Raw genomic sequence first — 19,164 nt, 5'->3', positions numbered from 1 at the left:
GATATTATAAAAAATTAATTTATTAAAAAAATAGATTTAAATCCATATTGATTCCCCCATTTCTAATAAAAGAAGTTGTTTTTGATTATCAAAAAAATTTTTTTTTGCTTTTTCTCGATTAATTTTTATGGATTCAAAAGTATCGTAATGTACTCCTAATATTTTATCACATTGTAAAAAATTGGAAGCAATAATAGCTTCTTCAACATCCATAGTATAAATTCCTCCTATAGGAAGAATAGATATTTTTAACTTTCCAAATTTAGGAATAAGTGTCATTTCATATGTTAAAGAAGTATCTCCTGATAAATAAATATTTCCTTTATCTGTATGTAAAAGAAATCCTCCAGGATTTCCTCCATAAGTTCCATCTTTAAAAACACTAGAATGAGTAGCCCAAACATATTTTAATTTTCCAAATGGAAAATTAATAAAAGATCCATAATTTATCCCATATGTTTTTAATCCTTTTTTATTAAAAAAATTAGATATTTCATAATTTGATATAATTAAAGAATTAAATTTTTTTGCAAAAATTTCTACATCACATACATGATCATAATGAGCATGAGTTAACAAAATATAATCAATTTTTTTAAAAAATTGGATATATTTATTTAATAATAATGTACTATTATTAAAAATAGGATTTTCAGAAAAAAAAGGATCTACCAATAAAAAATTTTCATGGATTTCTAACATATATGTACTATGAGTAAAAAAAGTTATTTTCATTTTATTTTTATTAATTTATTAATTTATTAATTTATTAATTTCTTAATAATAAGAAGAATATTGAATACCTATTCCTATACTCATAGAATAAAAAAAAGTAATTAAAACTAATTTTTTAAGTTCATCATTGAAATCTTTTGGATTATTTATATAAATAATTTTCTTTAAATGTTGTATTAAAAAAGGTATATTGAACATAAAAAAAATCCATTGGTATAAATTTTTATAATTTAAATAATTAAATAAAAAACCTAAAAATATAGATAATATAATAGATAAAATATGATATATTTTTGCATATTTAATTCCTAATATTCCTGCTAAAGTATATTTTCCATTTTTATAATCATTATCTATATCTCTCATATTATTAATATTTAAAACAGAAATATTCAATAACCCTATTGATAAAGATAAAAAAAATATATCTAAAGAATAAAATTTTGTATATAAAAAATAACTTCCTCCTATAGAAATAAAACCAAAAAATATTAAAACAGATAAATCTCCCATTCCTAAATATCCATAAGGATAAGTACCAATACTATATTTAATAGAACTATATATACAAATCAAAATTCCTATAAAATAAAATAAAAAAAGAAAAATATTTTGTAATCTAATAGATTTATAAATTAATAAAAATCCAAAAATAAAAGATAAAATAGAAAATATATTTATTGCTTTTTTCATTGAAATTAATGAAATAAATCCACTTTGAACAGTTCTATTTGGACCAATTCTTCGAAAATTATCTACTCCTTTTATACTATCTCCATAATCATTTGAAATATTGGCTAATATTTGCAAAAATATACCAGTTATAAGACACAAAAAATAAGTACAATAATCTCCATATCCTCTAGATTTAGATATTAAAAAACTTAAAGTAATTCCAGAAAAAGAAAGAAGTAAAGTATGTAAACGAATTGCATAAATCCAATATTTTAAATTCATAAAAATTTTGTAAATTTTCTAAAATTGGGTTCTCTTTTTTCTAAAAAAGCTTTTTTTCCTTCTTGAGATTCTTCCATTAAATAAAACATTAAAGTAGCATCTCCAGCTAATTGCATCAATCCATGTTGACCATCTAATTCTGCATTTAAACAACGTTTAATCATCCTCAAAGACATTGGACTCCGTTTTTGAATTAATTGACACCATTTTATAGTAGTTTTTTCTAATTTATTTAGAGGAACTACTTTGTTAATTAATCCCATTTTTAATGCCTCATTAGCAGAATATTTTTTACATAAAAACCACATTTCTCGTGTTTTTTTTTGACCAATATGACGGGCTAAATAAGAAGCTCCAAATCCTCCATCAAAAGATCCTACTTTTGGACCTACTTGACTAAAAATAGCATTATTAGATGAAATAGTTAAATCACAAACTACATGTAAAACATGCCCCCCACCTATAGAAAATCCATTTACCATAGCAATAACTGGTTTAGGGATTTCTCGAATTTTTTTATAAAAATCTAAAATATTTAATCTTGGAATTCCATCTTTTCCTAAATAACCACCTAATCCCCTTTGATTCTGATCCCCACCAGAACAAAAAGATTTTTTTCCAGATCCAGTTATAATTAATATATCTACATCTCTTCGATCCCGACATATATCTATAGCATCTATCATTTCTTTTACTGTTTCTACACGAAAAGCATTATGACATTTAGGTCTATTAATTTCTATTTTGGAAATTCCTTTCCAAAAATAGAAATTAATATCCTCATATTTCTTTATAGAATTCCAATTTATTTTAGGATACATAACAAAATAAATTATTTTATTTTTACAAAATAACAAAAAAAATACTTTTTTTAATAATGTTATATGTATAGAAATTTTTTTGCAGTATTCATAGGAATATTAGTTAGTATCACTGAAATAATTTATTCCATTAAATTAATAAAAAACTGGTTTATCAATATACAATTCATTCCATTGAAAAATATACAATATGTATTTATTCATGCTCCTTCTAGTTTTTTCATAACTTTATTTTTTTTCTATGCTTTTAGTGCTTTATTAGGAGGAATTACAACAGCTTTTTTTGTACAAAATGCTAAAAAAGCTTATGCAGGATTAACTGGAATTATTTTATTTATTATTGCCTTTATTCATATTTTTTTATATACACTTCCATTATGGTTTGAAATTGTAATTCTTCCTATATTTTTTCATTTTTCATATCTTGGAGGTGCATTTATAGAATTATTACAAAGAAAAAAATGGATAAATTAATAAATATAAAAAACCAGATAAAAATCCTATAAAAGCTAACCAACTAATATTTTTTAAATACCAAAAAAAATCTATTTTTTCCATTCCCATAGCTGTTATTCCAGAAGCTGATCCTATTAGTAAAATACTCCCTCCTGTTCCAGACATATAAGCTATAAAATGCCAAAATTCATGATCTATAGAATAATTAAACATAGATATAATAGCTGCTACTAAAGGAACATTATCTATAAAAGAAGATATTAATCCTAATATAAAAGTTTTTATTTTCCATGAATAGACTATATTACTAATCCAATTAGATAAATCATATAATTTTCCTAAAGATTCTAAGGAAGAAATAGAAAGTAAAATTCCTAAAAAAAATAATATACTAGAAAAATCTAACTTTTTCAATATTCTATCCATAGAAAAATGATTTTTATAATAAATATTGGTTATTAAACAAAGAATTCCAAAAGAAAACATCATCCCCATATATGGTGGAATACCAGTTATATTTTTTAAAATAGGAACAAATAATATAAGACCTAAACCAAATTTTAATACCCAAAATCCTCTTTGAAAATCTGATTTTGACAATTTATTTTTTTTTATTTGAATTGATCCATTAAAAATAGGCATTAATGAACCTATAAAAGTAGATACACACATACATAAAGCAGATGGTATAAATATTTTTTTTATAAGATTTATAGTTGTTACTTTATTAGAAATCCATAACATAGTAGTAGTTATATCCCCTATTGGAGACCATACACCACCTGCATTAGCAGATATAATGATTAATCCTAAATAATGTAATCGTTCTTTATAATTAACTATAATTTTTTTTAAAATAGTAATTAAAATTATAGTCGCTGTAAGATTATCTATAATTGCAGATAAAAAAAAAGACAATAAATTTATTATCCATAAAAAATTACGTTTTGTATTGGAATAAAAAAAATTTACTAAAACTTCAAAACCAGAATATATATCAATAATGGAAACTATTGACATGGATCCAATAAGAAAAAAAATAATTTCAGAAGCATTTCCTAAATGATGTGATAATAAATAATTAGGATCTTTCCATTTAATTAAAGCATTATCTAATTCAAAAACTGGTAAATTACAAAACATAATTAATGACCAACAAATAGTTGCCATAAGAATAGATGGAATTACCTTGTTTAAGGATATAAAATTCTCAATAGTAATAAATAAATATCCTATAATAAAAACTGATATGATTACTAATTCCATTATTTTTAAACTAAAAAAAATCGTTAACGATTTTTTTTAGTTTAAAAATAATCCGGGATAATAAGAATTTTTTCCAAGTAATTCTTCAATACGTAATAATTGATTATATTTTGAAGTACGTTCAGAACGACAAATAGAACCGGTTTTAATTTGTTCAATATTAAATGCAACAGAAAGATCTGCTATAAAAGAATCTTCTGTATCTCCAGAACGATGAGAAATAATATTATTATATTTATTTTTTTTTGCTAGACTTATAGTCTCTATAGTTTCTGTAAGTGTTCCTACTTGATTAACTTTTATTAGAATAGAATTTGCAATTTTTTCTTTTATTCCTTTATTTAATTTATCAACTTGTGTAACAAAAAGATCATCTCCAACCAATTGAATTTCTTTACCTAATTCATTAGTTAATAATTTCCATCCATCCCAATCATTTTGATCCATTCCATCTTCTATAGATATAATTGGATAACGTTTTGTTAAAAACGATAAATAATTAACATGTTCTTTTTTAGATTTTTTTATTTTTTCTTTATTATTTTGAATTTTTTCAAATTTAGAATAATTATATTTTTCTTTTTTATAAAATTCAGAAGCAGCACAATCTAATGCGATCCCTATTTGATCAAAAGGTTCATAACCTGATAAATGTATAGATTCTAAAATATTATCTAATACATCTTCAATATTATTAAAATTAGAAGAAAAACCACCTTCATCACCAATATTTGTAGATAATCCTTTTTTAGATAAAATTTCTTTTAATTTATAATAAACTTTATATCCCATTTGAATAGCTTCAAAAAAAGTATTTGCACCTACAGGAACTATCATAAATTCTTGAAATACTATAGAACTATCAGAATGTTTACCTCCATTTATAATATTTATTAAGGGGACTGGTAGTGAATGTGCATATACTCCTCCTATATATTTATAAATAGGAATATTTAATTCTTTAGATGCCGCTTTTGTTACCGCTAAAGAAACACCTAAAATTGCATTAGCTCCTAATCTTCTTTTATTTTTTGTTCCATCTAAATTTAAAATTAATCTATCTATATATAATTGATCCATTACAGATTTTCCTATTAATTCAGGAGCAATAATATTATTCACATTATGAACGGCTTTTAAAACTCCATTACCTAAAAATTCTGTATTTCCATCTCTTAATTCAATGGCTTCATTTTCACCTTTTGAAGATCCAGATGGGACTGAGGCACGTCCTAATATATTATTATTTGTAATAACATCTACTTCTACAGTAGGATTGCCCCTAGAATCTAATATTTGTCTTGCTTTAATAATTTTTATTTTTCTCATTATTCTATTGGATTAACCCTTTTCTTTTTTCCACTACGTCTTACCGATTTTAAATTTTTTTTAGAATGATAAATATTATTAAAATCTACCAATTCAATAAGAGATTCTTTTGCCATATCTCCGTAACGAAATCCAATTTTTATAATTCTTGTATATCCTCCAGGACGTTCACGAACTTTTTTAAAAGATTCATTAAAAAGTTCCGATACCGCAATTTTATCTCTTAACAAAGAAAAAATATTTCTTTTAGAATGAGTTGTATTTATTTTAGATTTTGTTATAATAGGTTCTATATATTTTTTTAAAGCTTTAGCTTTAGCAAGAGTAGTAAAAATTTTTTTATTTTTAATCAAAGATGAAGACATATTAGATAAAATAGATTTTCTATGTCCATATTTTCTACTTAAATGATTATTTTTTTTTCTATGATTCATAAAAATAAAAAATCTATTTATTTTTATTATTTATTTCATATTCAGATATATTCATTCCAAAATATAAACCTTTATTTTTCATTTTAATTTCCAATTCTTCCAATGATTTTTTTCCAAAATTTCTCATATTTAACATATTAGTTTTATTACAAATTACTAAATCAGCTATAGTTTCTATAGAAGCAGATTTTAAACAATTTTTTGTACGTACAGATAGATCCATTTCATTTAATTTAGATTTTAATAATGTTCGCATACGTAAAAAATCTTCATCATATTTATTTTCTTTTCCAATTTTTTCAGGTTCCTCTTTTCCAATTTTTTCATTAGAAAAAATAGAAAAATATTGAATTAAAATATTAGAAGCTTCCATTAATGCAATTTTAGGACATATAGATCCATCCGTTTTAATTTCTAATAAAAGGGTTTCAAAATCTGTTTTCTGTCCAACACGACAATTTTCTATTGTATATTTCACATTTTTAATAGGAGTATAAATAGAATCTATAGGAATATTTCCAATTAAATCATTATTATTTTTTTTATTTTCTTCTGCTGGAACATAGCCTCTTCCTTCTTCAATAGTAAAACTTATTTCTAATGGAATGGATTTATTTTTATTACAAATTAATAAATCTGTATTTATAATTTGAAAATTAGAAATAAATTTATTAAAAATTTTTCCGGTAACTTTTTCATCTTTATTCAAAAAAGTATTAACTATTTCTTTAGTTACTCCATATACTTTCTGTTTAAAACGAATTTTTTTTAGATTTAGGATAATTTCAGTAACATCTTCAATTACACCTTCTATAGTAGAAAATTCATATTTAACACCCTTAATTCTAATAGAAGTTATCGCAAATCCTTTTAATGAACTTAATAATACTCTTCTCAAAGAATTTCCTAATGTAATACCATAACCAGGTTCTAAAGGTTTTAAATGAAAAATTCCCTTACAATCTGAAAATTCAGATACTGTAATTTTATTAGGTTTAACAAAATCTAGAATATTCATAATATTGATTCTTATTTTGAATAAAATTCAACGATTAATTGTTCTTTAATATTTTCTGGTATTTGTATTCTTTTTGGCATAATTCTAAATATCCCAAACATATTTTTTTCATCCAAAATTAACCATTCTACTATAATTCTTATTTTTTTATTTATAGATTCTAATATAACTGGATGTTTTTTTGACTTTTCTCTTATTCCAATTTTATCCCCAGGTTTTAATCTAAAAGAAGGAATATTAACAATAGAATTATTCACCATAATATGCTTATGAGAAATTATCTGACGTGCTGAAGATCTAGATGGAGCAAATTTTAATCTAAAAACAATATTATCAAGACGAGATTCACAGAATTGTAATAACAATTCTCCAGTAATTCCTTTTTTTCTTGAAGATTCGATAAATAATTTTTTAAATTGATGCTCTAATATACCATAAGTATATTTTGCTTTTTGTTTTTCTATCAATTGTATAAAATATTCTGATCGTTTACCTCTACGGCGATTATTTCCATGTTCTCCAGATGGATATTTTCTTCTTTCAAAATATTTATCTTCTCCATATATACATTCCCCAAATTTACGAGAAATTTTCGTTTTTGGCCCTATATATCTTCCCATAATTTATAAAAAATTAAACTCTTCTTCTTTTTGGTGGTCGACAACCATTATGAGGTAAAGGGGTAATATCTTTTATTAAAGTTACTAAAATTCCAGAATTACTTAAAGCTCGTATTGCAGCATCTCTACCTGCTCCAGGACCTTTTACTTTTACTTCAATTTTTTTAATTCCTGCATTTAACCCCTCTTTTGCTACGTTTTCTGCAGTCATTTGAGCAGCATAAGGAGTATTTTTTTTAGAACCTTTAAAATTCATTTTTCCAGCTGAAGACCATGCTATTACCTCTCCTTTTTTATTTGTTAATGTAATAATAATATTATTAAATGTAGATTGAATATGAGCTTCTCCTAATGGATCAACTACAACTGATTTTTTTTTCCCCGATGATAACTTTGCCATATTTTTTATATGAAAAAATTCTATTTTGTTATTTTTTTCTTATTTGCTACAGTTTTTTTTCTTCCTTTTCTAGTTCTACAATTATTTTTAGTTTTTTGACCTCTCAAAGGAAGACCTTTTCTATGTCTAGTACCTCTATAACATCCAATATCCATTAATCTTTTAATACTCAATTGAATTTCAGATCTTAATTCACCTTCAATTTTTATATTATCTGATATATACTTTCTTATATTACTAATATCTTCATCAGACCAACTTTCTACTTTTACATTTTCATCAATTCCAACATGAAATAAAATTTGACTTGATAAACTTTTACTTATTCCATATAAATACATAAGACCAATAATTCCTCTTTTATATTTTGGAATATCTATTCCTGAAATTCTAGCCATAGAATAATATACATTTTTTTAATATTAAAATTAACCTTGTCTTTGTTTAAATCTAGGATTTTTTTTATTAATAATACGTAAACGTCCTTTTCTTCTAATAAATTTACAATTATCTGTTCGTTTTTTTAAAGAAGTCCTTACTTTCATATATATAATAATTTTTAAATTATTTTTTAATATCTATAGGTAATCCTACCTCTATTTAAATCATATGAAGACATTTCTAATCTTACCTTATCACCAGGTAAAATTTTTATATAATGCATTCTCATTTTTCCTGAAATATGAGCCTTAACAATACAACCATTTTCCAATTCAACACGGAACATAGCATTTGGAGAAGATTCTATAATTATACCATCTACTTCGATATGCTTTTGTTTAGACATAAAAATACAAATATTACATAATAATAAATATAATATACATAAAAAATAAACATAAAATTACTATATTTTATTATTAGAAATATATCTATTATTATTACGATTTTTTATCATCATTAAATCGTCATAATAATAATTTAATAAATATATATCTACTTGTTGTATAAGATCTAACGTAACTCCTACAACTATTAATAAAGAAGTCCCCCCATAAAATAAAGAAAAATTTTGAGTGATCCCTATACGAAAAACTATAGATGGAAGTATTGCAATTATAGCTAATAATATTGCCCCAGGTAGTGTTATCTTTGATAAGATAGAATCTATATATTCTACAGTTTCTTTCCCTGGTTTTATTTTCGGGATATGTCCTCCATTTCTTTTTAAATCATCAGCTATTTGATTTACTGGAATAGTAATTGCTGTATAAAAAAAAGTAAATATCATCACCAATATAGAAAAAGCTAAATTATACCATAAACCATAAATATCTTGAAATAAATAAAAAAAATTTTTAATTTTTTCATTATTTACGTAATTAAAAAAAGTTAATGGAAAAAGCATAATTGCTTGAGAAAAAATAATTGGCATTACCCCTGCAGAAGTCATTTTTAATGGGATATACTGATGTTTTTTATGAATCAATTTAGAACTTAATCCTAAAGATTTATAATGAGAAACATATTGGATGGGTATTTTTCTAATAGATTGAATAATTACAATACAAAAAAGAATTACTATTAACCATAATAAAAATTCAAAAAACAAAATAATCATTCCTCCATTTTTAATATTTAATTTATTATAAATTTCTTTTACAATAGAATCTGGAAAACGAACTATAATTCCAGACATAATTATTAAAGAAATTCCATTTCCTATCCCTTCATCCGTTATTTTATCTCCTAACCACATAGTAAACATTGTACCTGAAGTTAATATGATTATTCCAATTGTCCAAAATAAAATTTTTCCATGAAAAGTATTTATATTTAAAAGATAAGTATTGGATAAAAAAGAAGATGATGAATCATTAATAGGATTAAATTGTTTAGTTAAAGAAATAAGATATAAAGGAGCTTGAATTAAACATATTCCAACAGTTAACCATCTTGTTATAAAATTGATATGTCTTTTTCCACTTTCTCCATCTCTTTGTACTTTTTGTAAATAAGGAATTACAATACACATTAATTGTATTATAATAGAAGCAGATATATATGGCATAATTCCTAAAGCCAAAATAGAAGCACGATTAAAAGCACCTCCCGTAAAAGAAGAAAGAATTTGCATTAATCCTTTAGATCCTGAATTCATTGACTTCATAAAATCAACAATTCCTAAAGGATTAATTCCAGGAATAGGAATATATGCACCAAAACGATATACTAATAAAAAACTTAAAGTTATTATTATTTTTTTCCGTAATTCTTTTGCATTCCAAATATTATGAAATATAATTAAAAAATTATTCATAAATAATAATCTATATATATCATATATAAAAAACCTTTCCGCCTGCTCTCTCTATATGAAAAATAGCTTTTTTACTAAATTTAGATGCAGTAATTTTTAATGAAATTTTTAATATTTTTCTTCCTGCTAAAATTTTTATTAATCCATTTTTTTTATTTATTAACCGATTATTTAATAATGTTTGTTGATTAATAATATCCGATATTTTTCCCTTATCTACTAATTCTTGTAAAGAATCTAAATTAATTATAAAATATTTTTTTCTATTAGGATTTTTAAATCCAAATTTAGGAATTCTTCTTTGAATTGGCATTTGGCCACCTTCAAACCCTAATTTTTTAGAATATCCAGAACGAGATTTTGATCCTTTATGTCCTCTACCACAAGTCCCCCCTTTTCCAGAACCTTGTCCTCTACCTAATCTTAATTTTTTTTTTTTAGATCCTTTTCTTGGAATCAAAAAATTTAACTTCATAATAAAATTTATTTATATTTTTTTATCTACTTTACATATTCCACTCCATTATATACTCTTTCAATAGAAATTCCCCTTTCTTTAGAAATTATCTGAACATCTCTCATATATTTTAAAGCTTTAATTGTTGCTTTAATTATATTATGGGGATTGGATGATCCTTTAGATTTTGATAAAACATCTCTCAATCCTACAGTTTCAAGAACTGCTCTTAAAGGCCCCCCTGCTATAATACCAGTTCCTTCAGATGCTGGCTTAATAAGAATATGAGCACCACCATATCTAGCTTCTTGTTCATGCGGTATAGTTCCATTATAAATACAAACTTTACATAAATTTCGTTTAGCATGTTCTCCAGCTTTACGAATAGCATCAGCAGCTTCTTTAGATTTTCCAAATCCATATCCTACCATTCCATCTTCATTTCCTTTAATAACAATAGCACTAAAACTAAAATATCTTCTTCCTTTAGTAACTTTACACACTCTTGTAACTCCAACTAATTTTTCTTTTAGTTCTAATCCTGAATGTTTCCCTTTTTTTTCTAAAAATATTACCATAATTTAATTAAAAATCTAAACCCATTTCTCTTACCCCTTCTGCTAAGGATTTTATCCTACCATGATATAAATACCTTCCTCTATCAAAAATTACCTTTTTTATTTTTAATAAACTTGCTCTTTCTCCTAATAATTTTCCAACTTCATTAGATAATTTTATTTTTGTTTGCTTTATTTTCATATTATTTCTAAATATTTTTTCTCTAGAAGAAGAAGATACTAAAGTTTTTCCCGATAAATCATCAATTATTTGTGCATAAATAGCTCTATTACTTCTAAAAACGGTAATTCTAGGTTTTTTTTTAGTTCCTAAAAATTTTTTAATTTTTTTTTTATTTCCCTTCATAATATTTAAACAGATTTTCCAGTTTTTTTACGAATAGATTCTTTTAAATATTTTATTCCTTTTCCCTTATATGGTTCTGGTACTCTTAATGAACGAATTTTAGAAGCTATCATACCTAAAAGTTGTTTATCGTAAGATTTTAATATAAGAATTGGATTTTTACCTTTATTTATTTTTATTTCTGCACGAATTTCTTTAGGAATTTTCATCATAATTTTATGAGAAAAACCTAAATTAAATTCTAATATTTCTTCATAATAAGATACTCTATATCCAATTCCAACTAATTCTAATTCTTTTTGAAATCCATTAGTAACTCCTTTTACCATATTATCAATTAATACACGATATAATCCATGTAAAGATTTAGTTTTTTTATCTTCTTGTATTCTACTTAAAAATAATTTATCATTTTTAAAAATAATTTTTATTTTTTCGGAAAATTTTTGACTTAAAATTCCTAATTTTCCTTTTATAATTATTTTATTATCAATAATATTTATATTAACATTCTTAGGTATAGATATAGGGATTCTTCCAATTCTAGACATAATCAAAAAAGTTTTTAATAGACATAACATAAAATTTCACCTCCTAATCTTTTTTTTCTTGCCTGTTTATCTGTTATTACACCATAAGAAGTAGAAATAATTGCAATTCCTAATCCATTTAAAACCCGAGGTAAATTTTTATATTTAGTATATTTCCTTAATCCTGGTTTACTTATTCTAATTAATCGTTGAATTACGGAATTATTTTTAAAATATTTTAAAGCAATTTTAATTATTTCCTTATCCTTTTTTTCCAATTTATAATCTAAAATATAACCATTTTCTAATAGCACTTTAGAAAGTTCTTTTTTTAATTTAGAAGAGGGAATTTTCAATATTTTATGTTTTGCAAAACAAGCATTTCTAATTCTAGTTAAAAAATCTGCAATAGGATCAGTATTCATATTTTATTTTTTTATAATAATATCAGTTACCAACTTGCTTTTTTTACTCCAGGAATAAGACCTTGAGAAACCATATTTCTAAAAACAATACGAGAAATTCCAAATAATCTCATATATCCTCTACTTCTTCCACTTATTGAACATCTATTTCTTAAACGTACCGGGGATGCATTTCGGGGAAGTTTTTGCAATAATTCATAACTTTTAGATTTTTTTAAACTTTCTCTTTTTTTTGCATATTTTAATACAATTTTTTCTCTTTTTATTTGTCTTGCTTTTACAGATTCTTTAGCCATTTATTTATCATTTTTTTGAAATGGTATTCCAAAATAAAATAAAAGAGATTTAGCTTCTAAATTACTTTTTGCGGAAGTAACAAATGAAATATTCATCCCCATATTTTTTTTAATTTTATCAATATTAATTTCTGGATAAATTACTTGTTCCCTAATCCCCATATTATAATTTCCAAATCTATCAAAACTATTTATTTTTACTCCATTAAAATCTCTTACTCTAGGTAAAGAAACCGTAATTAATCTTTCCAAAAATTCATACATTTTTGTCCTTCGTAAGGTAACCTTTACTCCTATTGGCATACCTTTTCTTAATTTAAATCCAGATTCATCATGTTTTGAATAACAAAAAACTGCTTTTTGCCCTACAATAGATGTTATTTCATTCATAGAAAAATCTATGAGTTTTTTATCTAATGTTGCTTTTCCAATACCTTGATGTACAATTATTTTATTAAGTCTAGGCACTTCCATAATAGAACTATAATCAAATTTTTTTATTAATTTTGGAACTATATTTTCTTTATATAATTTTTTTAATCTAGACTGATAAGGAATCATCTATTTTCTTTTTTTCTTCTTTTTTTAAATTAGATATATGTATAGGAACTTCTTTTTTTATAATTCCTCCTTTAGGATTTTTTGCATTAGGTTTAATATGTTTTTGAATCATATTTATTCCAAATACAATAACTTTTTTCTTTTTAGGAAAAACTTTTGAAATTACTCCTTTTAACCCCTTATAATTTCCTGATAAAATCGAAATTTTATCTCCTTTTTTTATCATTTTAAATAAACTTTTATTATATATAACTCTATAAAACTTCTTGAGCTAAAGAAATAATTTTCATATATTCTAAATCTCTTAATTCTCTTGCTACTGGTCCAAAAACTCGAGTTCCCATTATTTCTCCAGAAGGATTAATCAAAACACAAGCATTATCATCAAAACTTATATAAGATCCATCTTTTCTTCTCGTTCTTTTTTTTGTTCTAATTATTATTGCTTTAACAATTTGTCCTTTTTTTACTATACCACCACTAGAAATAGCAGATTTTATTGTAACAACTATTGAATCACCTAAAAAAGCATATCTTTTTTTAGATCCTCCTAAAACACGAATAATTAAAGCTTCTTTTGCTCCTGAATTATCAGAAACTCTACATCTAGATTCTTGTTGTAACATATTATCCTATTTTATCTAAAACTGAAATTAATCTCCAACATTTATTTTTACTAATAGGTTTTGTTTCCATAATCTTTACTTGATCGCCATTTTTGGATATATTTTTTTCATCATGAACCATATATTTTTTCTTTTTTATAATACTTTTTCCGTAATATTTATGTTTTACTTTTTTGGTTTCAGAAACAATAATTGTTTTATTCATTTTATTACTAACTACTATTCCTATTCTTTGTTTTCTACTATTTTTTCTAGGAACAGTAATACTTCTACTACTTTCCTTATTTATTATCATTTATTTTTTTATTTAATTCAGTTTTTAATTTAGCGATATATCTTCTCAAAATCCTAATTTTTACAAATTTTTTTTTAAAATTCAAAACTTGATCAAATTTCATTTTTTGATAATTTTTTTTTTGAATTTTTATATTTATTTTAATATCATTAATAGATAAAATTTGAATTTCCGAATATTTTTTCATTTTACAAATTCTTTTGAAAAAATAAATTTCATCTTTATAGGAAATTTTTGAGAAGCTAATCTTAATGCTTCCTTAGCAATTATCATTTCTACACCATCTATTTCAAATAATATTCTTCCAGGTTTAACAATAGATACCCAAAATTCTACAGGGCCTTTTCCTTTTCCCATACGAACTTCTTGTGGTTTTTTTGTGATTGGTTTATCTGGAAAAATATTTATCCACAATCTTCCCTCTCTTTTCATATATCTAGTAGCAGCTACACGAGCAGCTTCTAATTGTCTAGATGTAATCCACGCACCTTCCATCGCTTTTATTCCATATAATCCTCTTGAAAGAATAAGTCCTTTTGAAGCATTCCCACGGATTCTACCTTTTTGATTTTTTTTATATTTTGTTTTTTTTGGTTGTAACATACATAAAAATAATAACTAAATATTAACTAGATATTATATTATAAAAAAAATTATACTTTTTTCTTTTTATTAAAAGAAGAAAATTTATTATTATAAAAACGTGATTTTTTTTGTTGTAATCCAAATAATGGAGATAATTCTTTTTTTCCATATATTTCTCCTTTCATAATCCAAACTTTTACCCCAATACTTCCATAAACTGTATGAGCAACTGCCATATGATAATCAACATCTGCCCGAAAAGTTCCAAGAGAAATTCGACCTTCTTTATAAGATTCTCGTCTCGCCATTTCAGATCCATTCAATCTTCCAGAAATCTGAATTTTTATACCTTGAGCATTCATTCTCATAGCTGAAATAATAGATAATTTAATTACTTTTTTATAAGATATTCTATTTTCCAATTGTCTAACCAATCCTTTAGCTACTAAAGGTGCATCTAACTCTGGTCTTCTTACTTCAGATATATTAATTTGAACTTCTTTTTTAGTAAATTTTCTTAATTTTTTTCTAATAGTATCCACTTCTTCTCCTCTTTTTCCTATAACAAGAGCCGGTCTCGATGTTCTAATAGTTATCGTTATAAATTTCAGAGTTCTATCTATAAAAATTCGAGAAACAATTCCTTTAAGTAAACGAGTTTCTATATACCTTCTAACTTTAAAATCCTCTTGTATTCTATCCTTATAATTATTACACCAACTAGATTGCCAGCCCATCACAATTCCTAAACGATTGACAATTGGATTAGTTTTTTGTCCCATATATATTACATTTATTTTCTCTTTCCTAAAGTAACTACTACATTACTTGATCTTTTTCTAATTCTATGACCTCTACCTTGAGGTACAGGACGTAATCTTTTTAAAGTTTTTCCTTGATCAACTCTAATTTCCTTTATATATAAAGATTTTTCATCAATATTATCTTCTATATATTTTTTTTTATAATTAGATAATAAAGAAATTAATAATTTTCTTAATGAAATAGAAATTCTATGTTTTTTACTATATTTTAATATATCCAAAGCATTTTTAATTTCTTTATTACGAATAATATCAACTACTAATCTTATTTTTCTGGGAGAACTTCGAATTTTATTTAAAGATCCTGAAACAATAGTTTTTTCTTTAAAATTCATTTGTTTTAAGAAAATTCTAACTTTTTATTTTTAATTTATTTTTAGAACCAGTATGTCCTCTAAAAGTACGAGTAGGAGAAAATTCACCTAATTTATGACCAATCATATTTTCTGTAATATACACATTAATAAATTGTCTTCCATTATGAACTGCAAAAGTTTGTCCTACAAAATCTGGAATAATTGTAGATGGTCTAGACCATGTTTTAATAATAGATTTTTTTTCAAGTTTAATATTTTTCAAAACTTTTTTATACAATTTTTGAGAAACAAATGGTCCTTTTTTTAAAGATCTTGCCATAATATAAAAAATTTATTTTTTTCTTCTTTGCAAAATATATTTATCTGAATATTTATTTTTAATCCGTGTTCTAAATCCTTTAGAAGGTATTCCTTTTCTACTTCTAGGTATCCCTCCAGAAGCTTTTCCTTCTCCTCCTCCCATAGGATGATCCACTGGATTCATAGCCACTCCTCTAGTTCTAGGTCTTCTTCCAAGATGTCGATTTTTACCTGCTTTTCCATATATTTCTAATTGATGATCTAAGTTAGAAACTATACCAATAGTAGCCATACAAGAAACTAAAACTATTCTTAATTCTCCAGAAGGAAATTTTATAGTTGCATATTTTCCTTCTTTTGCAAATAATTGTGCATAAGATCCTGCACTTCTAGCTATTTTAGCCCCTTGTCCAGGAATTAATTCTATACAAGAAATATTTAATCCTAATGGAATTTCACTTAAAAAAGTTGAATTTCCTATATTAAAAGGCACTTCTTTTCCAGATATAACTTTTTGTCCTATTTTAAATCCATTTATAGCTAAAATATAATTTTTTTCTCCATCTTTATAATGTAAAAGAGAAATAAAAGAAGATCGATTTGGGTCATATTCTATAGATTTTATAATAGCTGAGATTCCAAATTTTCTTCTTTTGAAATCAATTATTCTATATTTTTTTTTATGCCCACCTCCGAAATAACGCATAGTCATTCTTCCAAAATTATTTCTACCTCCAGATTTACATTTTCCTTTTGTTAAAGACTTTTCAGGATTAAAATTTGTAATTTCATCAAAATTATTAATAATTTTAAATCGTTGACTAGGTGTTGTAGGTTTTATTTTTTTTATTGACATTCAAATTTTTTTTTGATTAAAAAAATCAATTTTTTGATTTTCTTTTAATTGAATAATAGCCTTTTTCAATCTAATTGTTTTTCCATATAAAAATCCTTTTTTAGTATATTTAGATTTATCTTTTCTAGGATAAATCATAGTTCGAATTTTTTTTATAGTAACACCAAATACTTTATTTATTTCTTTTTTTATTTGATTTTTATTACTTTTTATACATACAAAAAAAGTATAACAAGCATGCTCTTCATTCATAGAAGATTTATCCGTAATAACAGGTTTGATTAAAATCATATATATAACTAATTATTCAATATTTCATAAATTTTTTTCATTGAATTTTCGGAAAAAATAATATATAAAGAATTTAATAAAGAATAACTATTTATTTCATTGACATTTAATAATTTAAAATTTTTTAAATTTCTAGATGATAAATATAAATTTTTATTTGGTTTTCCAATTATCATTAATGATTTTTTATTTTCTAATTTCAAAAATTTTAATATTTTTAATATAAATTTAGTTTTTGGAATTTTCAATTGAAAATCTTCTATAATTTTTACTTTATTTTCCTTTAGTTTATATCCTATAATTGTTTTTTTTACTAAATTTTTTGTTAATTTATTTATTTTTTCAAAATAATGTCTAGGACGTGGTCCAAAAATTCTTCCACCTCCTCTAAATAGAGGATTTTTAATATCACCTTTTCTAGACCCACCAGTCCCTTTTTGCCTATGTAATTTTCTAGTACTTCCAGATAAATCTCCTCTTTCTTTAGATTTATGTGTTCCTTGACGCTGTGCAGATAAATATCTTTTTATTTCTAAATAAATAGAATGATCATAAGACTTTTTACCAAAAAATTTTTCATTAAATTCAATTTTTCGATCTGTATAATTTCCTTTAATATCCAAAATTTTTAATTCCATTTTTTTTTCTTTATCCTTAAATATGAATTTTTATTTCCTGGAACAGACCCCTTTAATATTAAAATATTTTGAGATATATCTATTTTTAATATTTTCAAATTTTGAATAGTTATATTTACTCCCCCCATTCTTCCAGCCATTTTTTTTCCTTTAAAAATACGTGAGGGATCAGATCCAGCTCCAACAGATCCAGGTGATCTTAAACGATTATGTTGACCATGAGTTCTTTCTCCAACTCCTGAAAATTTATGTCTTTTTACTACACCTTGAAATCCCTTACCTTTAGAAATTCCTTGTACGTCAACTAATTCTCCTTCTATAAGGAAATCTGGATTTATTTTACTACCTAATTTAAAAGATTTTTTATCTATAAAAAAAATATTTCTAATTTCTATAAGTTTTTTTTTAGGGGTAATCCCAGCTTTTTTAAAATGTCCTTTTAAAGAATTAGTCGTATGTTTTTTCTTTTTATCTTCTATTCCTAATTGAATAGATGAATAACCATCTTTTTTTATAGTTTTTATCTGTACTATATAACATGGACCAATTTTGATAATAGTACATGGAATATTTTTTCCATCTTTGGAAAAAATACTACTCATACCAAGATGGATACCTATTAATCCATTCATTTTATTTATACTTTAATTTCAGCTTCAACTCCACTTGGTAATTCTAATTTCATCAAAGCATCTACTGTTTTAGACGATGCATTATGAATTTGTAACAGTCTTTTATGAGTTGGTAGCATAAACTGTTCTCTAGATTTTTTATTTACATGGGGGGAACGTAAAACTGTAAATATTTTTTTTTCAGTAGGTAATGGTACTGGCCCATTCAAAATAACTCCTGTTGGTAGAACAGAGTTTACAATTTTTTCAGCAGATTTATCTAATAAATTATAATCGTAAGACTTTAATTTAATTTTTATATTATGACCCAT

General features: G+C 24.0%; 34 protein-coding genes. 1 reads left to right on the top strand and 33 read right to left on the bottom strand.

Translation table 11 applies throughout. From position 1 onward, the window contains the following. Nucleotides 1-36 precede the first annotated feature (36 nt). From DM780_RS01310 to menB, 3 genes are read right to left on the bottom strand one after another with little or no spacing between them, the layout of a single operon-like run. Nucleotides 37-735 carry a metal-dependent hydrolase gene (locus DM780_RS01310; protein WP_110548677.1) on the bottom strand — a complete coding sequence of 233 codons (699 nt, stop codon included), beginning with the start codon at nucleotides 733-735 and terminating at the stop codon, nucleotides 37-39. Between the two features lie 42 nt (nucleotides 736-777). Beyond that, a complete protein-coding gene (menA, locus tag DM780_RS01305) occupies nucleotides 778-1,692 on the bottom strand; it encodes a 1,4-dihydroxy-2-naphthoate octaprenyltransferase (protein WP_110548676.1) in 915 nt (304 codons plus the stop codon). Further along, complete coding sequence (gene menB, locus DM780_RS01300; protein WP_110548953.1) at nucleotides 1,689-2,513, bottom strand: 1,4-dihydroxy-2-naphthoyl-CoA synthase; 825 nt, start codon at nucleotides 2,511-2,513, stop codon at nucleotides 1,689-1,691. Before menB ends, menA begins: the two co-directional genes overlap by 4 nt. 63 nt (nucleotides 2,514-2,576) lie before the next feature. Here menB and DM780_RS01295 point away from each other — a divergent pair, with 63 nt between their 5' ends. Beyond that, nucleotides 2,577-2,987 carry a hypothetical protein gene (locus tag DM780_RS01295; RefSeq protein ID WP_110548675.1) on the top strand — a complete coding sequence of 137 codons (411 nt, stop codon included), beginning with the start codon at nucleotides 2,577-2,579 and terminating at the stop codon, nucleotides 2,985-2,987. Here the strand turns inward: DM780_RS01295 and DM780_RS01290 are convergent. From DM780_RS01290 to rpsJ, 30 genes are read right to left on the bottom strand one after another with little or no spacing between them, the layout of a single operon-like run. Beyond that, nucleotides 2,961-4,235 carry an SLC13 family permease gene (locus DM780_RS01290; RefSeq protein WP_110548674.1) on the bottom strand — a complete coding sequence of 425 codons (1,275 nt, stop codon included), beginning with the start codon at nucleotides 4,233-4,235 and terminating at the stop codon, nucleotides 2,961-2,963. The two genes, DM780_RS01295 and DM780_RS01290, sit on opposite strands and share 27 nt — an antisense overlap. Before the next feature lie 36 nt (nucleotides 4,236-4,271). Further along, a complete protein-coding gene (gene eno / locus DM780_RS01285) occupies nucleotides 4,272-5,564 on the bottom strand; it encodes a phosphopyruvate hydratase (RefSeq protein WP_110548673.1) in 1,293 nt (430 codons plus the stop codon). Continuing rightward, complete coding sequence (gene rplQ, locus DM780_RS01280; RefSeq protein ID WP_110548672.1) at nucleotides 5,564-5,998, bottom strand: 50S ribosomal protein L17; 435 nt, start codon at nucleotides 5,996-5,998, stop codon at nucleotides 5,564-5,566. The genes eno and rplQ overlap by 1 nt, the downstream gene beginning before the upstream one ends. Nucleotides 5,999-6,011: 13 nt before the next feature. Further along, on the bottom strand, nucleotides 6,012-7,016 hold the full coding sequence (locus DM780_RS01275) for a DNA-directed RNA polymerase subunit alpha (RefSeq protein ID WP_110548671.1): 1,005 nt from the start codon (nucleotides 7,014-7,016) through the stop codon (nucleotides 6,012-6,014). Nucleotides 7,017-7,027: 11 nt separating this feature from the next. Then, nucleotides 7,028-7,636, bottom strand: coding sequence for a 30S ribosomal protein S4 (rpsD, locus tag DM780_RS01270; protein WP_110548670.1), 609 nt, complete (start codon nucleotides 7,634-7,636; stop codon nucleotides 7,028-7,030). 13 nt (nucleotides 7,637-7,649) lie between these two features. Further along, the gene (gene rpsK / locus DM780_RS01265) at nucleotides 7,650-8,036 is read right to left on the bottom strand and encodes a 30S ribosomal protein S11 (RefSeq protein WP_110548669.1); all 387 of its coding nucleotides are present in this window, start codon (nucleotides 8,034-8,036) and stop codon (nucleotides 7,650-7,652) included. 20 nt (nucleotides 8,037-8,056) lie between these two features. After that, on the bottom strand, nucleotides 8,057-8,434 hold the full coding sequence (gene rpsM, locus DM780_RS01260; protein WP_110548668.1) for a 30S ribosomal protein S13: 378 nt from the start codon (nucleotides 8,432-8,434) through the stop codon (nucleotides 8,057-8,059). 30 nt (nucleotides 8,435-8,464) lie between these two features. Next, complete coding sequence (gene rpmJ, locus DM780_RS01255; protein ID WP_014246191.1) at nucleotides 8,465-8,581, bottom strand: 50S ribosomal protein L36; 117 nt, start codon at nucleotides 8,579-8,581, stop codon at nucleotides 8,465-8,467. Between the two features lie 26 nt (nucleotides 8,582-8,607). Then, nucleotides 8,608-8,823, bottom strand: a complete 216-nt coding sequence (gene infA, locus DM780_RS01250) for a translation initiation factor IF-1 (RefSeq protein WP_014246190.1) — start codon at nucleotides 8,821-8,823, stop codon at nucleotides 8,608-8,610. 60 nt (nucleotides 8,824-8,883) lie between these two features. Next, complete coding sequence (secY, locus tag DM780_RS01245) at nucleotides 8,884-10,296, bottom strand: preprotein translocase subunit SecY (RefSeq protein ID WP_110548667.1); 1,413 nt, start codon at nucleotides 10,294-10,296, stop codon at nucleotides 8,884-8,886. 19 nt (nucleotides 10,297-10,315) lie between these two features. Further along, on the bottom strand, nucleotides 10,316-10,771 hold the full coding sequence (gene rplO / locus DM780_RS01240; RefSeq protein ID WP_110548666.1) for a 50S ribosomal protein L15: 456 nt from the start codon (nucleotides 10,769-10,771) through the stop codon (nucleotides 10,316-10,318). Between the two features lie 26 nt (nucleotides 10,772-10,797). Next, nucleotides 10,798-11,331 carry a 30S ribosomal protein S5 gene (rpsE, locus tag DM780_RS01235; RefSeq protein WP_110548665.1) on the bottom strand — a complete coding sequence of 178 codons (534 nt, stop codon included), beginning with the start codon at nucleotides 11,329-11,331 and terminating at the stop codon, nucleotides 10,798-10,800. Nucleotides 11,332-11,338: 7 nt separating this feature from the next. Continuing rightward, nucleotides 11,339-11,677, bottom strand: coding sequence for a 50S ribosomal protein L18 (rplR, locus tag DM780_RS01230; RefSeq protein WP_110548664.1), 339 nt, complete (start codon nucleotides 11,675-11,677; stop codon nucleotides 11,339-11,341). Between the two features lie 5 nt (nucleotides 11,678-11,682). Further along, nucleotides 11,683-12,228 carry a 50S ribosomal protein L6 gene (rplF, locus tag DM780_RS01225; protein WP_110548952.1) on the bottom strand — a complete coding sequence of 182 codons (546 nt, stop codon included), beginning with the start codon at nucleotides 12,226-12,228 and terminating at the stop codon, nucleotides 11,683-11,685. 14 nt (nucleotides 12,229-12,242) lie between these two features. Further along, the gene (gene rpsH / locus DM780_RS01220) at nucleotides 12,243-12,632 is read right to left on the bottom strand and encodes a 30S ribosomal protein S8 (protein ID WP_110548663.1); all 390 of its coding nucleotides are present in this window, start codon (nucleotides 12,630-12,632) and stop codon (nucleotides 12,243-12,245) included. Between the two features lie 26 nt (nucleotides 12,633-12,658). Continuing rightward, nucleotides 12,659-12,928 carry a 30S ribosomal protein S14 gene (rpsN, locus tag DM780_RS01215; RefSeq protein WP_110478041.1) on the bottom strand — a complete coding sequence of 90 codons (270 nt, stop codon included), beginning with the start codon at nucleotides 12,926-12,928 and terminating at the stop codon, nucleotides 12,659-12,661. Beyond that, on the bottom strand, nucleotides 12,929-13,489 hold the full coding sequence (gene rplE, locus DM780_RS01210; protein ID WP_172540211.1) for a 50S ribosomal protein L5: 561 nt from the start codon (nucleotides 13,487-13,489) through the stop codon (nucleotides 12,929-12,931). Continuing rightward, nucleotides 13,470-13,715, bottom strand: a complete 246-nt coding sequence (rplX, locus tag DM780_RS01205) for a 50S ribosomal protein L24 (protein WP_110548662.1) — start codon at nucleotides 13,713-13,715, stop codon at nucleotides 13,470-13,472. The genes rplE and rplX overlap by 20 nt, the downstream gene beginning before the upstream one ends. A 28-nt stretch (nucleotides 13,716-13,743) precedes the next feature. Then, nucleotides 13,744-14,115, bottom strand: coding sequence for a 50S ribosomal protein L14 (gene rplN / locus DM780_RS01200; RefSeq protein ID WP_110548661.1), 372 nt, complete (start codon nucleotides 14,113-14,115; stop codon nucleotides 13,744-13,746). 1 nt (nucleotide 14,116) lies between these two features. Beyond that, nucleotides 14,117-14,410, bottom strand: coding sequence for a 30S ribosomal protein S17 (gene rpsQ / locus DM780_RS01195; RefSeq protein ID WP_110548660.1), 294 nt, complete (start codon nucleotides 14,408-14,410; stop codon nucleotides 14,117-14,119). Next, the gene (locus tag DM780_RS01190) at nucleotides 14,397-14,597 is read right to left on the bottom strand and encodes a 50S ribosomal protein L29 (protein WP_110548659.1); all 201 of its coding nucleotides are present in this window, start codon (nucleotides 14,595-14,597) and stop codon (nucleotides 14,397-14,399) included. The genes rpsQ and DM780_RS01190 overlap by 14 nt, the downstream gene beginning before the upstream one ends. Then, complete coding sequence (rplP, locus tag DM780_RS01185) at nucleotides 14,594-15,013, bottom strand: 50S ribosomal protein L16 (protein WP_110548658.1); 420 nt, start codon at nucleotides 15,011-15,013, stop codon at nucleotides 14,594-14,596. The genes DM780_RS01190 and rplP overlap by 4 nt, the downstream gene beginning before the upstream one ends. Nucleotides 15,014-15,063: 50 nt before the next feature. Beyond that, nucleotides 15,064-15,777, bottom strand: a complete 714-nt coding sequence (gene rpsC / locus DM780_RS01180; protein ID WP_110548657.1) for a 30S ribosomal protein S3 — start codon at nucleotides 15,775-15,777, stop codon at nucleotides 15,064-15,066. An 11-nt stretch (nucleotides 15,778-15,788) separates the two neighbouring features. Further along, the gene (rplV, locus tag DM780_RS01175; RefSeq protein WP_110548656.1) at nucleotides 15,789-16,154 is read right to left on the bottom strand and encodes a 50S ribosomal protein L22; all 366 of its coding nucleotides are present in this window, start codon (nucleotides 16,152-16,154) and stop codon (nucleotides 15,789-15,791) included. Between the two features lie 16 nt (nucleotides 16,155-16,170). Next, the gene (gene rpsS / locus DM780_RS01170; RefSeq protein ID WP_110548655.1) at nucleotides 16,171-16,455 is read right to left on the bottom strand and encodes a 30S ribosomal protein S19; all 285 of its coding nucleotides are present in this window, start codon (nucleotides 16,453-16,455) and stop codon (nucleotides 16,171-16,173) included. 12 nt (nucleotides 16,456-16,467) lie between these two features. After that, nucleotides 16,468-17,292, bottom strand: coding sequence for a 50S ribosomal protein L2 (rplB, locus tag DM780_RS01165; protein ID WP_110548654.1), 825 nt, complete (start codon nucleotides 17,290-17,292; stop codon nucleotides 16,468-16,470). Beyond that, nucleotides 17,293-17,583: a 50S ribosomal protein L23 gene (gene rplW / locus DM780_RS01160; protein WP_110548653.1), complete on the bottom strand. Its 291-nt coding sequence runs from the start codon at nucleotides 17,581-17,583 to the stop codon at nucleotides 17,293-17,295. 8 nt (nucleotides 17,584-17,591) lie between these two features. Beyond that, nucleotides 17,592-18,221: a 50S ribosomal protein L4 gene (gene rplD / locus DM780_RS01155; RefSeq protein WP_110548652.1), complete on the bottom strand. Its 630-nt coding sequence runs from the start codon at nucleotides 18,219-18,221 to the stop codon at nucleotides 17,592-17,594. After that, nucleotides 18,212-18,853 (bottom strand): 50S ribosomal protein L3, encoded by a 642-nt coding sequence (rplC, locus tag DM780_RS01150; protein ID WP_110548651.1) that lies wholly within the window; start codon nucleotides 18,851-18,853, stop codon nucleotides 18,212-18,214. Before rplC ends, rplD begins: the two co-directional genes overlap by 10 nt. 5 nt (nucleotides 18,854-18,858) lie before the next feature. Continuing rightward, nucleotides 18,859-19,164 carry a 30S ribosomal protein S10 gene (gene rpsJ, locus DM780_RS01145; RefSeq protein WP_110495206.1) on the bottom strand — a complete coding sequence of 102 codons (306 nt, stop codon included), beginning with the start codon at nucleotides 19,162-19,164 and terminating at the stop codon, nucleotides 18,859-18,861.

The organism is Blattabacterium punctulatus (genome assembly GCF_003226695.1).
Classification (GTDB): Bacteria; Bacteroidota; Bacteroidia; order Flavobacteriales; family Blattabacteriaceae; genus Blattabacterium; species Blattabacterium punctulatus.
This window is presented reverse-complemented; position numbering and strand designations above follow the sequence as displayed.

What these genes read in the sequence shown, in the direction of transcription:
- rpsQ (WP_110548660.1), bottom strand. Translation starts at nt 14,410, where the DNA reads ATGATAATAAATAAGGAAAGTAGTAGAAGTATTACTGTTCCTAGAAAA.
- rpsD (WP_110548670.1), bottom strand. Translation starts at nt 7,636, where the DNA reads ATGGGAAGATATATAGGGCCAAAAACGAAAATTTCTCGTAAATTTGGG.
- rplB (WP_110548654.1), bottom strand. Translation starts at nt 17,292, where the DNA reads ATGTCAATAAAAAAAATAAAACCTACAACACCTAGTCAACGATTTAAA.
- eno (WP_110548673.1), bottom strand. Translation starts at nt 5,564, where the DNA reads ATGAGAAAAATAAAAATTATTAAAGCAAGACAAATATTAGATTCTAGG.
- rplP (WP_110548658.1), bottom strand. Translation starts at nt 15,013, where the DNA reads ATGTTACAACCAAAAAAAACAAAATATAAAAAAAATCAAAAAGGTAGA.
- DM780_RS01275 (WP_110548671.1), bottom strand. Translation starts at nt 7,016, where the DNA reads ATGAATATTCTAGATTTTGTTAAACCTAATAAAATTACAGTATCTGAA.
- rplO (WP_110548666.1), bottom strand. Translation starts at nt 10,771, where the DNA reads ATGAAGTTAAATTTTTTGATTCCAAGAAAAGGATCTAAAAAAAAAAAA.
- rpsE (WP_110548665.1), bottom strand. Translation starts at nt 11,331, where the DNA reads ATGGTAATATTTTTAGAAAAAAAAGGGAAACATTCAGGATTAGAACTA.
- rplC (WP_110548651.1), bottom strand. Translation starts at nt 18,853, where the DNA reads ATGAATGGATTAATAGGTATCCATCTTGGTATGAGTAGTATTTTTTCC.
- rpsJ (WP_110495206.1), bottom strand. Translation starts at nt 19,164, where the DNA reads ATGGGTCATAATATAAAAATTAAATTAAAGTCTTACGATTATAATTTA.
- infA (WP_014246190.1), bottom strand. Translation starts at nt 8,823, where the DNA reads ATGTCTAAACAAAAGCATATCGAAGTAGATGGTATAATTATAGAATCT.
- rplQ (WP_110548672.1), bottom strand. Translation starts at nt 5,998, where the DNA reads ATGAATCATAGAAAAAAAAATAATCATTTAAGTAGAAAATATGGACAT.
- secY (WP_110548667.1), bottom strand. Translation starts at nt 10,296, where the DNA reads ATGAATAATTTTTTAATTATATTTCATAATATTTGGAATGCAAAAGAA.
- rpsH (WP_110548663.1), bottom strand. Translation starts at nt 12,632, where the DNA reads ATGAATACTGATCCTATTGCAGATTTTTTAACTAGAATTAGAAATGCT.
- rpsS (WP_110548655.1), bottom strand. Translation starts at nt 16,455, where the DNA reads ATGGCAAGATCTTTAAAAAAAGGACCATTTGTTTCTCAAAAATTGTAT.
- DM780_RS01190 (WP_110548659.1), bottom strand. Translation starts at nt 14,597, where the DNA reads ATGAAAAAATATTCGGAAATTCAAATTTTATCTATTAATGATATTAAA.
- rpsN (WP_110478041.1), bottom strand. Translation starts at nt 12,928, where the DNA reads ATGGCTAAAGAATCTGTAAAAGCAAGACAAATAAAAAGAGAAAAAATT.
- rplE (WP_172540211.1), bottom strand. Translation starts at nt 13,489, where the DNA reads ATGATTCCTTATCAGTCTAGATTAAAAAAATTATATAAAGAAAATATA.
- menB (WP_110548953.1), bottom strand. Translation starts at nt 2,513, where the DNA reads ATGTATCCTAAAATAAATTGGAATTCTATAAAGAAATATGAGGATATT.
- rplX (WP_110548662.1), bottom strand. Translation starts at nt 13,715, where the DNA reads ATGATAAAAAAAGGAGATAAAATTTCGATTTTATCAGGAAATTATAAG.
- rpsC (WP_110548657.1), bottom strand. Translation starts at nt 15,777, where the DNA reads ATGGGACAAAAAACTAATCCAATTGTCAATCGTTTAGGAATTGTGATG.
- rplF (WP_110548952.1), bottom strand. Translation starts at nt 12,228, where the DNA reads ATGTCTAGAATTGGAAGAATCCCTATATCTATACCTAAGAATGTTAAT.
- rpsM (WP_110548668.1), bottom strand. Translation starts at nt 8,434, where the DNA reads ATGGCTAGAATTTCAGGAATAGATATTCCAAAATATAAAAGAGGAATT.
- rplN (WP_110548661.1), bottom strand. Translation starts at nt 14,115, where the DNA reads ATGTTACAACAAGAATCTAGATGTAGAGTTTCTGATAATTCAGGAGCA.
- rplV (WP_110548656.1), bottom strand. Translation starts at nt 16,154, where the DNA reads ATGAATTTTAAAGAAAAAACTATTGTTTCAGGATCTTTAAATAAAATT.
- menA (WP_110548676.1), bottom strand. Translation starts at nt 1,692, where the DNA reads ATGAATTTAAAATATTGGATTTATGCAATTCGTTTACATACTTTACTT.
- DM780_RS01290 (WP_110548674.1), bottom strand. Translation starts at nt 4,235, where the DNA reads ATGGAATTAGTAATCATATCAGTTTTTATTATAGGATATTTATTTATT.
- rplR (WP_110548664.1), bottom strand. Translation starts at nt 11,677, where the DNA reads ATGAAGGGAAATAAAAAAAAAATTAAAAAATTTTTAGGAACTAAAAAA.
- DM780_RS01310 (WP_110548677.1), bottom strand. Translation starts at nt 735, where the DNA reads ATGAAAATAACTTTTTTTACTCATAGTACATATATGTTAGAAATCCAT.
- rplW (WP_110548653.1), bottom strand. Translation starts at nt 17,583, where the DNA reads ATGATTTTAATCAAACCTGTTATTACGGATAAATCTTCTATGAATGAA.
- DM780_RS01295 (WP_110548675.1), top strand. Translation starts at nt 2,577, where the DNA reads ATGTATAGAAATTTTTTTGCAGTATTCATAGGAATATTAGTTAGTATC.
- rpsK (WP_110548669.1), bottom strand. Translation starts at nt 8,036, where the DNA reads ATGGCAAAGTTATCATCGGGGAAAAAAAAATCAGTTGTAGTTGATCCA.
- rplD (WP_110548652.1), bottom strand. Translation starts at nt 18,221, where the DNA reads ATGGAATTAAAAATTTTGGATATTAAAGGAAATTATACAGATCGAAAA.
- rpmJ (WP_014246191.1), bottom strand. Translation starts at nt 8,581, where the DNA reads ATGAAAGTAAGGACTTCTTTAAAAAAACGAACAGATAATTGTAAATTT.